Below are 13,078 nucleotides of genomic sequence, written 5' to 3' on the forward strand. Positions count from 1 at the left end.
TTACTTCGTCGTTATATCTATAAGGTATGGTTGTAATGGATATCCTTTATTAGATTGAAATACATCACTAACTAACAACTGTTGCCTTAAGTTTGACTTTAATGAGACTTCATAAACTAATTTAGTTTTATCTTTTGACCACCCCTTGAAACCAGTAAACTGTATTACATTTTCCTTTCCCAAAGGACCAAATTTAAAATTACTAAAATGATTCATGGGTTCAGAAAACTCAATAGTTAGTGTTTTTATAGCTGGGTCTACATCTGTATCATTATTCTTAAATTCTTTTATAGAAACCACATAAGGTCTATGCATTTCATTTTCTTTTCTTATTTCAGAAATTGGTTTATCAAAAAACTTAACTGAATCTACAAATTCAATGATGGTTTCATTATTACCATAATCTAACTCTATAAGATTTTTTATTGCTAAATTTTTATCTTTATCAAAATCTTCATAGTATTTTTCAGCAATTTTATATCCAATGAAATATCCTAAATCTCTCTGATTAAATTTATTTGACATCGAACTCCACAACCAATAAGAATAAGCTTTGTTGAACATTTCTATTTCAAATTGATCTTTAATAGCTTGAGTGTTTTTCTTACCGTATTCTATACCTTCCATACTAGACTTTTCTCCCAAAGCTTTTTCAGCAACAAACTCTGCTACTCCTTCATATAGGCTTGCTACTAATAAACTCTCTGTTGAAAAAGGTTTTTGTTGTGTATGAACAAACTCATGAACTCCTGTAAATTTTACATTATTGATTGGATTTGTTTTTTGAAATTTTTTTACATTATCTAGGCTTTTTTTTAACTCAGAAGTATTAATGTTTTCATCCAACATTTGCATATCTACACCAAAAATCACTAAACTATCTACTGCTGTTCCTCCAGTTCTAAATGCTCCAACAGTAAAGTACACTTTAGCCGGTTTTAAGTCTGGATAAATTTGCTTTAATTTTTGTAGTCCATTGTCTATCTCTGAACTTAAACCTTTACTTTTTATAGTATTTTCCTTAATAGAGTTCCAAAATTTGGGATAATCATTAATGTTTTCTATGTACTCTTGAGGAGTGCAGTTTCTAACTTTAAACATTGTTTTTTGCCCAATAGAAGCTTTATCTAAAAATTCCTCTTTTAAATATTTTGATTGTAAAACTGAATCTTTGGTAGAAGTTATCTTATCGTACGCTTTCCAATAATTGTCTACATCTTGGGTATAAATTAGCTTTTCTTTTTCTTCTTTTTTACATGCCATTAATACCAAAAATAGCATAGCAATTCCATATATTTTTCTCATAACTTATTTTTAAACTACATCAAATATACTTTTAAAAAAATTAATCTTTTAACAACAACGATTCAAACATCTCTGAGTTAGTATTATCCACCACTTTCCAATTATAAATTTTAGAAAGTTGGTAAATCTTAGATAATTCTTCAAATAAACGTGTTTTAGCATCTTTTTGTAGTCGAGAAACCGTTATTGTTGATTTAATCTTTTCAATAGCTTTAGTGTTGAGTTTGTTTAGTTCTTGCTTAGAAAAAGTATTAAACTGACTTTGCTGCAAATCAAAATACTTAATATCAGGGGAAATTAGAATTTCTTCCTCAGGAATTTTTTTAATAATAATTTGTTTATCAACACTATCTATTTGAATTTCTAATTTCGATAAGTCGTAACCAACCTCAACCTTTGCATTCACAGAAAGCATTGCTTTTTTTTCAAATGTAAGATATCCATAAAAGTATTTTTTAGCATCCGTAAAACTGTACATTTCAGAGAAATTACCTTCTGATACTACTAATTTACTTAGGTTTTGGATTCCGTTTAAAACCACCTGAATTTCTTCTTGCTCGTACTTTTCTTCCTCCTTCTCATACCAGAATTTTGCAATTAAAAATCCTAGTACAAAAACAGCAAGATATTTTAATAAACGCATCGTTTTCTTTTTCTATAAATATAGGAAAAGTATCTAAAGTACTTTTATGAAGCTTGTTTTGTTTCTTCTTCTTTAGGAAATGCTTGCTTATTAAATAAAAATAGTAAAGCTACTCCAATCGTTATCCAAGAATCTGCACCATTAAAAATAGCATTAAAAAAGGTAAAGTTTTCTCCTTCGTAAATAGGAAAGTATAACATATCTACTACTTTTCCATGAAATAATTCTCCGTAAGGATTATCTGAAAAAAGTGTAGCAACATTATGGTAAGAAGAGTCGAAAATTACACCATAAAAAACAGAATCGATGATATTGCCTACTGCTCCTGCTAAAATTAATGCAATAGCGACAATAACAGCGGTATGTGCCTTTCGTTTTATTGTTTGCCATAACCAATACACAATACCTGTAACTGCAACAACTCTAAATAAAGTTAAAAATAACTTCCCTGTTTTCCCTCCAAATTCAAAGCCCCATGCCATACCATTATTCTCGGTAAAATGAATTCTAAACCAATCATTAAAAACAACTACTTCTTCTCCTAGCTGAAAATGTGTTTTGATGTAAATTTTACTAATTTGATCAATTAAAATTGCCAGAATTACGGTAAGTATTGCGATGTGTTTTTTAGACATTTTTTTTATTTAATGGAAACAAAAATAAGAAAACTATTTTTATGTTTTTCTTCTGATTTATAGAAAGAAAAAGACCAATAGACTTTTAGTCATACTGGTCTTAATTTATATTAATAAAAAGAAACTATCCTTTTAACCAAGCTTTTCTTAGTTCTTTTTGCTTTTGTGTTGCATTAGGATCATCTTTTAAACTAGTTCCTTTTGTATATGATTGAGTTAAAGTTGTTTTAATAACCACCTCTTTACCATCTCTTTCTAATTTTACTTCAACTTCGTTTCCTGGTTGCCACATAAACATTTTCGTAAAAATTTGATTTGCACTTTCCTTTGTCACAGCCACTCCATCAACTTCTTTGATTGCATCATTAGGTTGTGCTCCATTTTCAGCCCAAAAGCTGTTGTCTTTTACAGCTTCTGTAAATCGGATAGTTTGTGTCGCTTTATCTGGTCTAACAATCATAGCTCCATCATTTTGGATATAATTTGTTTTCACTTTTGATTCATCTAACACTAATCCTGCTTTAGCAAAAAACTCATTATAATTAATTGGTGTACCTCCTACTACGTGTGTGTTTAAAAACGCTCCTATTGATGGATAGGTCATTTCAGTAATTTCTCCAATTAACTTATCATCTTCAAATGGTTTGTTTTTCCCATATTTTAATGACAACTCTTTCATTAATGATAACACACCTCTATTTCCATTACTTTCTTCACGCATTAAAATATCAATACACATACCTATTAAAGCTCCTTTTTGATACACATTGTAATACTGAGAAGCATAAGGCTCGTCTAATACATTTTCACTCATTTTAGTAAAACTCATAGCATCATTCATAGAAGATGCAGTTTTAATTTTACCCATAATTTTACTGTAAAATTCATCTTCTGTTACCAAACCTTGGTTTACTTGAAATAATGTAGCAAAGTATTCTGTAATTCCTTCATACATCCATAAATGCTTAGAGAATGTTGGTTGGTTGTAATCAAAGTAATGTACATCTTCTGAATGTACACTTAACGGAGTTACAATATGAAAAAACTCATGAGACACAACATCAATCATACTTTTTGCCAACGCTTCATCTGGCATTGCTTCTGGTAATACTACTACTGTTGATGTATGATGTTCTAAAGCTCCAAATCCTTTAGGTGCTTTTTCAGTTCCGTCAGATAAGTATAAATAAATATCATAACGTGCCGTACTATTAATGCTTCCTAAATATGCTTTTTGCGCTTGCATCATTTTTTCCATTACAGCTTTAATTTTTTCAGCTGAGTGTTTTTTGTTTGGAGAATATACACTTAATACAATTTTAATATCACCAACCTTGAACTCTTCTACATCTAATTCTCCATAAAACATAGGGTTATCTGTAATATCAAAATAACGTGGAGCAAAATAGCTCGACGTTAAAGTTGAGCCGTCTTCACTTGTTTTTGTTCCAACTTCTTGTAAAGCGGAAGTTCTTTTAAAATTGGTAGGCGAAACAACATCTAACTTATATTGATTGTTTTTTAAAGAATCAAAATACCCCACAAATCCGTGAAGGTTAAGCACATAATTTGTAGACTCTATATTTGTTCCTGCGGGTGAAAATGGGGTTTCTCCTCCAATTCCCCCTGAAACTTCCATATCAAAAGTATCGTTTACTAAATACGTTACTTTATCTAATTTTTCAGCATTGGTAATTTCCCAAGTATTCGTATCAACTTTTGTTACCTCTAGTTCATTTCCTTCATAATCTAAAGCCTTAAAGCTGTCTACATATTTACCAAAATCACTCACAGAATAGGTTCCTTGGACAACTCTTGGCAATCTATATGTTACTTTTTCAATTGTAAACCTGCCTGGATTAACAGTTACTGGTACTTTATCATTGTCAACTTTTGTTAAATCTAAAGTCGTGACAATGGGGGTTTGAACAGCTAAATCGTTTGTTGTTTTTTTAGTAGAATTACAGCTTGTTAATAATAATGCTGCAATGGTTGCTGTGGTTAGTATGCTTTTATTCATTTCTTAGTTTTTAATTAACCATTAGACAAAATGAAACTTCTTTTGTTACGTCTAATTTTTATAATTTTTTGTTAATTACTTTAATTCAATATTAATATTCGCATGAATAGAATTTATAGTAAGTATTTTAGAAACAGGTGTCACTCCTTTAGAAAATGGAGATATTTTTCTTTTTCCATTTATAATGATTGTTCCGTTGTTAGTTTTTAAACCCAAACCTGTTTGTTTATCAATATTAGCAAAAACATTGCCTTGGAAAAGATCTATATTTGAGTTTCCTTTAACTGTATTTAACTTTATATTTCCTCTTTCTATATAAATATTTACATCTCCTTTATAACTTTTTGAAGTTATTCCGATAGTTTTTCCATGAATGCTTATATGTTTGTTTTTGGGAACTTTTATAACTGCTCTGGCTCTTTCTAGCCTCCTCGTTATATATTTTCGAAAGACTTCGTTTTTTAATGTTGGAATATTTAATTCAAATGCTATTGTAAAGACTTCTCCTTCTTTTTTGAATAGGATATTGTGTGTATGTGGATTTTCATCTAATAAAACTACTTCGAGTTGTCCATCTTTTGAATTTTCAATTACAATATCATCCAAACCGTAAGTAACCACTTCGAGTTCGTTTAATAACATTTTTCTTTTCTGTATTATTTTTTCTTGACAGTAAAGAAACTGGATACTTAGTATAAGTAATAACAATAGATATTTTTTCATACAAAAAAAGCCTCTAAAAGAGGCTCTATTTATTTTAACTTTAAAAGTTATTGTTTTCGTTTTGCTTCGATACTTAAAGTAGCATGTGGTACTAACTTTAAACGTTCTTTTTGAATTAGCTTACCAGTAACTCTACAAATACCATAGGTTTTATTTTCAATACGAACTAAGGCATTTTTTAAATCGCGAATAAACTTTTCTTGACGAATAGCTAACTGCATGTTTGCCTCTTTAGCCATTGTATCAGATCCTTCTTCAAAAGATTTAAATGTTGGCGACGTATCATCGGTTCCGTTATCTGAACCGTTTTTATATGATGCTTGTAGCAACCTTAAATCTTCTTCTGCTTTTTCAATTTTCTTTTGAATGATTTCCTTAAACTCTTGTAAATCACTGTCTGAATATCTTATTTTAACATCATCCATAATGCTATATTTTTTCAATTAACATTCTACTTTTAATGGTATCAAACTCAATTTCTGTACCATTACTTAAAACATCAACAAAAACTAATTCGTTTGTTAATGTTTCTGCTTTAATGTAGTTTTCATTTGCCAATACCGATTCTTTTAAATCATCAGCCTGCAAAATGGTTAATTTTATTTTATCGGTTACTTCTAAACCTGTGTCTTTTCGTGCGTTTTGAATTCTATTAACTAATTCTCTTGCCACACCTTCTTTGCGTAATTCGTCGTTTATTGTAACATCTAAAGCTACAGTTAACCCTTCTGCGTTGGCTACCAACCACCCTTCGATATCTTTCGATGAAATCTCCACATCAGCGGTTCCTAAAGTAATCATTTTATCGTTAATTTCCACAGAAATTTCACCTTCTTTTTCTATTTTAATGATATCTTCTTGTGTAAATCCTTGTATCTTATTAGCTATCAACTTCATTTCCTTACCAAATTTAGGCCCTAATGCTTTAAAATTTGGTTTGATTTGTTTTACTAAAATTCCTGAAGCATCGTCCAATAATTCGATCTCTTTAACGTTTACTTCTGACTTGATTAAGTCTGCAACTGCTAAAATTTCTTCCTTCTGAACTGCATCTAATACAGGAATCATTATTTTTTGTAACGGCTGGCGCACTTTAATTTTCTCTTTAGCCCTTAGAGATAGAACTAATGACGAAATTGTTTGTGCATTTTCCATTTTACGCTCTAACGACTTATCAACTAGATCAGCATTGTATTTTGGAAACTCTGCTATATGTACACTTTCAAAACTTTCTTTTCCTGTAGCATTCACTAAATCTTTATATAAACGATCCATAAAGAAAGGAGCTACTGGAGATCCTAATTTAGCTACCGTTAACATACAGGTGTATAACGTTTGGTATGCAGAGATTTTATCTTGTGCATACTCTCCTTTCCAGAAACGTCTTCTACATAAACGTACATACCAGTTACTTAGGTGATCTTGCACAAAATCAGAAATAGCTCTGGTTGCCTTAGTAGGCTCATATTCAGCATAGAATTTATCTACTTTTTGAACTAAGGTATTTAATTCAGATAAAATCCAACGATCAATCTCTGGTCGTTCATTAATAGCTATTTCAGCTTCACTATACGTAAAGTTGTCAATATTTGCATATAAAGAGAAGAATGAATAGGTGTTATATAAAGTTCCGAAGAATTTACGTTTTACCTCTTCTATTCCTGCAATATCAAATTTTAAGTTATCCCATGGGTTCGCATTCGAAATCATATACCAACGCGTAGCATCTGGACCGAACTCTGACAATGTTGTAAACGGATCTACCGCATTTCCTAAACGCTTTGACATTTTTTGCCCGTTCTTATCTAACACCAATCCGTTAGATACTACATTTTTATAGGCTACAGAGTCAAACACCATTGTTCCTATTGCATGTAAGGTATAAAACCATCCACGAGTTTGATCTACTCCTTCTGCAATAAAATTCGCTGGGTAACTTTCTTTATTATCTATTAATTCTTTATTTTCAAACGGATAATGCCATTGTGCATAAGGCATAGAACCAGAATCGAACCAAACATCAATTAAATCACTTTCGCGCTTCATTGGTTTTCCTGATGCCGAAACTAACGTGATTTTATCGACTACATTTTTATGTAAATCGATTTTATCGTAGTTCTCTTCTGACATATTTCCAACTTCAAAATCAGCAAAAATATCTTCAGACATTACTCCTGCATCCACTGACTTTTGGATTTCTTCTTTTAATTCAGCTACAGAACCAATACAGATTTGTTCTGTTCCGTCTTCTGTTCGCCAAATAGGTAATGGAATTCCCCAAAAACGAGAACGTGATAAGTTCCAGTCATTCGCATTTTTTAACCAGTTACCAAAACGTCCTTCTCCTGTTGATTTTGGTTTCCAGTTTATCGTTTCATTTAAATCGAACATCTTATCCTTTACATCGGTTACCTTGATAAACCAAGAATCTAATGGATAGTATAAAATTGGTTTATCGGTACGCCAACAATTCGGATAACTGTGCACATATTTTTCAACCTTAAAGGCTTTATTTTCTTCTTTTAATTGAATCGCTAACTCAACATCTACTGATCTTTCAGGAGCTTCTCCATCAGCATAGTACTCGTTCTTCACATATTTACCTGCAAATTCTCCCATTTCTGGACGGAATCTACCTTGTAAGTCTACTAACGGAACTGGGTTCTCATTTTCGTCTAGCACCAACATTGGCGGAACTTCTGGAGTTGCTTGTTTTGCAACTAACGCATCATCAGCTCCAAAGGTAGGTGCTGTGTGTACGATACCAGTACCATCTTCGGTAGTAACAAAATCTCCTGAAATTACCCTAAAAGCATTTTCTGGATTTTGATATGGTAAAGTAAATGGTAATAACTGTTCATATTTGATACCTACTAGGTCCTTTCCTACAAATTCTTTTACAACTGTGTAAGGAATTTGCTTGTCTCCTTCAGCATAGTTTGCCAATTCAGCTACATCTTCAACTTCATTAAACTTCTTCCCTACAAATTGTTTTGATACTAAGTTTTTAGCTAATACCACTTGAATTGGTTCAAAGGTGTATTGATTGAATGTTTTTACTAAAACATACTCAATCTTTGGGCCAACCGTTAATGCTGTATTTGATGGGAGTGTCCATGGAGTTGTTGTCCAAGCTAAAAAATGTACATCTCCTTCAACTTGTAAAAACTCTGGTAACGTTTCTTTGATTGTTTTAAACTGAGCTACTACTGTAGTATCTGTAACATCTTGATACGTTCCTGGTTGATTTAACTCATGCGAGCTTAATCCTGTTCCTGCTTTTGGTGAATACGGTTGAATAGTATATCCTTTGTACAGTAAATCTTTATCATAAATTTGCTTTAACAACCACCAAACCGACTCCATATATTTTGGTTTATAAGTAATATATGGATCTTCCATATCTACCCAATACCCCATTTTTTGAGTTAAGTCATTCCAAATATCAGTGTAACGCATTACAGCTTTTTTACAAGCTTCATTGTATTCTTCAACCGTAATTTTTGTTCCAATATCTTCTTTGGTGATTCCTAATTCTTTTTCAACCCCTAATTCTACAGGTAAACCGTGTGTATCCCAACCTGCTTTACGCTTAACTTGGTATCCTTTTTGGGTTTTATAACGACAAAAAATATCTTTAATGGCACGTGCCATTACGTGGTGAATTCCTGGCAAACCGTTTGCTGAAGGTGGCCCTTCAAAAAACACAAATGGTTCGTTTCCTTCACGTGTAGTAATACTTTTTTCAAAGATGTTGTTTTCTTCCCAATAGTTTAATATTTCTTCAGCTACTTTTGGTAAATCCAATCCTTTGTATTCAGTAAACTTCTTACTCATTTTGTCGGTTTATTAATTGAATGTGCGAAATTACGTATTTTCTTGTAATTGTTGAATTTGAGATATAAAAAAACACCTCAAAATTGAGGTGTTTTTGATACTTTATAGGTTATAATTGTTATTTTTTAACTATATAAAAATAAGATCTTCTATTTTTTTGATGCTCTTTTGTAGAGCAGCTTGTTGTATCGTCACAATTATTTAATAGTTTTTCTTCCCCATAACCTACTGCTTTTTCTATTCTTTCTGAAGAAATCCCTCTAGAAACAATGTAAGCTTTTGTTGATTTTGCTCTTTTATCAGATAGCTTTTTATTGTATTCTTTCGATCCTCTACTATCTGTGTGTGATTCTATTCTAATTATCATTTCTGGGTGATTTTTCATTACCGAAACAATATGTTCTAACTCATATTCTGCATCTTTTCTTATTGTATGTTTATCAAAATCAAAATAAATAGGACTAATCACAATTTGATCTTCTATAATCAATGGTTTTAACGATAAATTTACTGTAACAAGCTGTTTATTTACATCAAGAGTTTGTAATTGTTTTGGGTAAGCTTTATAATCTTCTTTTTCTGCTATAACTGTAAATTTTTTCTCACAATCAACTTCAACAAACCTATAGTCTCCATTTTTTCCCGTTACTTGTTGTGCTTGAACCTTACCATTAGAATCAATTAATTTAACTGTTGCTCCTAATATTGGTTTATTGCTTTTTTCTTCTGATACTACACCTGTTATATCTTCTTTACAGTTATATAAAATAAAGCTATAAATGTCATCGTCTCCTTTTCCTCCTTTTCTATTAGAAGAGAAGAAACCTTTGTTCTTTTCATCGTCTATCACAAAAGCAAAATCGTCATACGATCCATTTATTGGAGCACCTAAATTATTTGGTTTTTGATAAGTACCTGAATTATTTTTTGATTCAAAAATATCAAGGGCACCTAAACCTAGATGTCCGTCTGAAGCAAAATACAAGGTATTATCTTTAGCGACGAAAGGAAACATTTCTCTTCCTTCAGTATTTATTTCTTTTCCCAAATTTACTGGTTCTCCGTAAGTGCTATTTTCTAAAAGTGCAACCTTGTATATATCTGTTTTCCCAAAACCATTTGGCATATCTGAAATAAAATACAATGTTTTCTCATCTGCGCTTAAAGTTGGATGTCCCGCAGAATAATTATCATTATTAAATGGAAGTTCCTTTATATTTCTCCACTCTCCATTTTCAAACTCTGCTTTATATATTTTAAGATATGCTATTTGATTATCTCCTCCTTCTAATTTCTTTCCATTGAAATTTGTTCTGGTAAAGTACATTGTTTTACCATCTGAAGTAATTACAGCATTGGATTCGTGATATTGTGAACTTAATGATGAAATTATTTCTTCTTTTTCTAAATCTATTAATTGTTTTTCTTCATTATAAACTTCATTTGCTTTGTAGATATTTAAATGCGGTTGATTGTTCCATTTATATAGTTTGTCATTTTCTCCAACAGGTTTTGTAGAGGCAAAATAAAGTTTATTATCATAGGTAAACCCACCAAAATCAGAATACTGAGTATTGACTGAGAGATTGGTTATATTTATAAATGTTTTCTTTTTTCCATTACTATATTTATTAAAATAACCTTCATTTTTCTCTAAAGCTTGCCCTCTTGAGTCATTCTCTTTAATTTCACTAAACTTTAAAAGCCATTTATCAGATTCTTTAATTTTTCCATTACTTTTTAAAGATTGTGCATATCTAAAAAAATATTCTGGCTCTGTAATACTCTCATAGTTTTCCATTAAAATTTTATACCATTTCTCTGCTTCTAAAAACTCTGAGTTATAATAATGAGAGTCTCCTAAACGACTAACAATTTCGTACGAATTATTTCCTTTATCATAAATTTTCTCATATAGTTCTGCTGCCTTTTTATAAGCAAAAACTTCAAAATATTTGTCGGCTGTGTATTTTCTTTGCCCTAAGCAAATTCCACTAAGAAAAATAAATATTACTACTAACTGTTTCCCCATGTCTCTTATCTTTTGTAGTTAAATAACACTAAAATAATTATCTTTTTTTATTTTAGCTTATTCCTCGCTCTTTTTTTATCTGTTCATAAGCTGCTTGTATTTTTTGGAATTTTTCTTTAGCTCCTTTTTTATGTTCTTCTCCTAAATTTTGAAGTTTATCTGGATGGTATTTTTTTGCCATTCTTCGATATGCTTTCTTTACCTCATCGTTAGTGGATTCTTTTGTTATTTCAAGCATTTTATAAGCACTATCAGATTCGTCATAAAACATTGCCTTTATTGAAGAATAATCATATTCGTTAATATACAAGTAACTTGCTATCTTTCTAATCTCTTCTTCCTCTACACTAGTTACTTGTCCGTCTGCTTTTGCTATTCCGAATAAAAAATGTAGTAACTGTAATCGTGTAGCATGTGACATATACTGACGTATTTGTAAACAAACTTGTCGCGTAGATACTTGTTTCTTAATAATACCGTTGAATAATTTAAACGCATGATTTGCTCGTTCTTTACCATACATTTTCACAAAATACATACGAACATAGTCCAGTTCACGCCTATCTATTTTTCCGTCAGATTTAATAACTACCGAAGCTAATATTAACAAGCTTATTTCAAAATCTCCTGATGTAGCTCTTCCCCTTCTTGGTTGTCCCCCTGTCTTTTTTTGATATTCTTGCTGTTCTTGTACAAAATCTTCTACAGAAATTCCATCAATAAGACTTCCTACAGCAAACCCTATAATAGCTCCTATTGGACCTCCTAATGTAAAACCGGCTCCTGCTCCAAGCCATTTTGCAAATTTTCCCATTGTTTGTTTTTTAGAGGCCACAAAGATAAAACATTACCAATCTATCTACCATACTTATTTCGGGTTGATTGTTGGCACTAAAAGAAGTATCTTTGCCTTAAATTTTAATTCAAAAATATGTATCCAGAAGAATTAGTAAAACCAATGCGTGATCAATTAATTGACGCTGGTTTTGAAGCTTTATATACTGCTGAAGATGTTGACAATGCTTTAGCCAAAGAAGGAACTACATTAGTAATGGTAAACTCTGTTTGTGGATGTGCTGCAGGTACTGCAAGACCTGGTGCTATTGCTTCTTTAGGAGCAGATAAAACTCCTACGAACTTAACTACAGTTTTTGCAGGTGTAGAGAAAGAATCTACAGCAAAGGCAAGAGAATATATGATTCCTTTCCCTCCATCATCTCCTGCAATTGCTTTATTTAAAGATGGTAATTTAGTGCACATGTTAGAACGTCATCATATCGAGGGGCGCTCTGCACAAGCTATTGCTCAAAATTTAGCAGCTGCTTATGACGAATTTTGTTAATCTTTTTAAACAAAAGGTTTCAAAACAAAAAACAACTAAAAAATCCAGTAATTTTACTGGATTTTTTTATACTTTCTTAATTACATTGGTTACAACTCCCCAAATGATAAAATTATTTTCTTCGGTAATTTTTATAATTGGATAATCTGGATTTTCAGGTTGTAACCACACCTCATTTCCTTCAACTTTTAATCGTTTTACCGTAAACTCTCCATCTAAAAAGCAAACCGCTATCTTATTATTTGTTGGCGGAATACTTCTATCAATTACCAGTAAATCATTATCATCTAAACCTGCACCAATCATTGACTGACCACTTACTCTTGCAAAAAAGGTAGCTTCTTTATTTCTAATAAGTTCTTCATCTAATGAAATACGCGTTTCCCTGAAATCATCAGCAGGAGAAGGAAAGCCCGCAGAAATACCTGTATCCATAAAGATAGTTCCCTCGCTTTCATTTAACTCTTTTGGTAAGAAAAAAGTCAATGCTTCTGATGCTTTTACTGGTTTTAATTTTCGTAACATCTTATTATTTGTTATT

General features: G+C 31.3%; 11 protein-coding genes. 1 reads left to right on the plus strand and 10 read right to left on the minus strand.

Annotated elements, in window-relative coordinates:
- The 9 genes from AC3VJB_RS10695 to AC3VJB_RS10735 all read right to left on the minus strand — a co-directional run bounded on the left by AC3VJB_RS10695 (position 1) and on the right by AC3VJB_RS10735 (position 12,009).
- Positions 1 to 1,305 (minus strand): hypothetical protein, encoded by a 1,305-nt coding sequence (locus AC3VJB_RS10695; protein WP_281980034.1) that lies wholly within the window; start codon positions 1,303 to 1,305, stop codon positions 1 to 3.
- Between the two features lie 40 nt (positions 1,306 to 1,345).
- On the minus strand, positions 1,346 to 1,948 hold the full coding sequence (locus tag AC3VJB_RS10700) for a DUF4230 domain-containing protein (protein ID WP_159493485.1): 603 nt from the start codon (positions 1,946 to 1,948) through the stop codon (positions 1,346 to 1,348).
- A gap of 44 nt (positions 1,949 to 1,992) precedes the next feature.
- On the minus strand, positions 1,993 to 2,583 hold the full coding sequence (locus AC3VJB_RS10705; RefSeq protein ID WP_047789939.1) for a lipoprotein signal peptidase: 591 nt from the start codon (positions 2,581 to 2,583) through the stop codon (positions 1,993 to 1,995).
- A 124-nt stretch (positions 2,584 to 2,707) separates the two neighbouring features.
- Positions 2,708 to 4,603: a M61 family metallopeptidase gene (locus AC3VJB_RS10710; protein ID WP_239178140.1), complete on the minus strand. Its 1,896-nt coding sequence runs from the start codon at positions 4,601 to 4,603 to the stop codon at positions 2,708 to 2,710.
- 75 nt (positions 4,604 to 4,678) lie between these two features.
- On the minus strand, positions 4,679 to 5,326 hold the full coding sequence (locus AC3VJB_RS10715; protein WP_520980975.1) for a hypothetical protein: 648 nt from the start codon (positions 5,324 to 5,326) through the stop codon (positions 4,679 to 4,681).
- Between the two features lie 47 nt (positions 5,327 to 5,373).
- Positions 5,374 to 5,751, minus strand: coding sequence for a TraR/DksA family transcriptional regulator (locus AC3VJB_RS10720; protein ID WP_047790047.1), 378 nt, complete (start codon positions 5,749 to 5,751; stop codon positions 5,374 to 5,376).
- Positions 5,752 to 5,755: 4 nt separating this feature from the next.
- Positions 5,756 to 9,163 carry an isoleucine--tRNA ligase gene (gene ileS / locus AC3VJB_RS10725; RefSeq protein WP_497667132.1) on the minus strand — a complete coding sequence of 1,136 codons (3,408 nt, stop codon included), beginning with the start codon at positions 9,161 to 9,163 and terminating at the stop codon, positions 5,756 to 5,758.
- 118 nt (positions 9,164 to 9,281) lie between these two features.
- A complete protein-coding gene (locus tag AC3VJB_RS10730) occupies positions 9,282 to 11,195 on the minus strand; it encodes an OmpA family protein (RefSeq protein WP_239178143.1) in 1,914 nt (637 codons plus the stop codon).
- 52 nt (positions 11,196 to 11,247) lie between these two features.
- Entirely contained in the window at positions 11,248 to 12,009 is a 762-nt protein-coding gene (locus AC3VJB_RS10735) for a TerB family tellurite resistance protein (protein ID WP_073182153.1), read from the minus strand.
- Between the two features lie 117 nt (positions 12,010 to 12,126).
- On the opposite strand from AC3VJB_RS10735, the gene AC3VJB_RS10740 reads away from it, so the two are divergent.
- Positions 12,127 to 12,537, plus strand: coding sequence for a BrxA/BrxB family bacilliredoxin (locus AC3VJB_RS10740; RefSeq protein ID WP_073182156.1), 411 nt, complete (start codon positions 12,127 to 12,129; stop codon positions 12,535 to 12,537).
- A gap of 66 nt (positions 12,538 to 12,603) precedes the next feature.
- Here AC3VJB_RS10740 and AC3VJB_RS10745 read toward each other — a convergent pair whose 3' ends face one another.
- Positions 12,604 to 13,062, minus strand: coding sequence for a LexA family protein (locus AC3VJB_RS10745; protein WP_437823379.1), 459 nt, complete (start codon positions 13,060 to 13,062; stop codon positions 12,604 to 12,606).
- Positions 13,063 to 13,078: the final 16 nt, after the last annotated feature.

Source organism: Tenacibaculum sp. TB-53 (genome assembly GCF_059716285.2).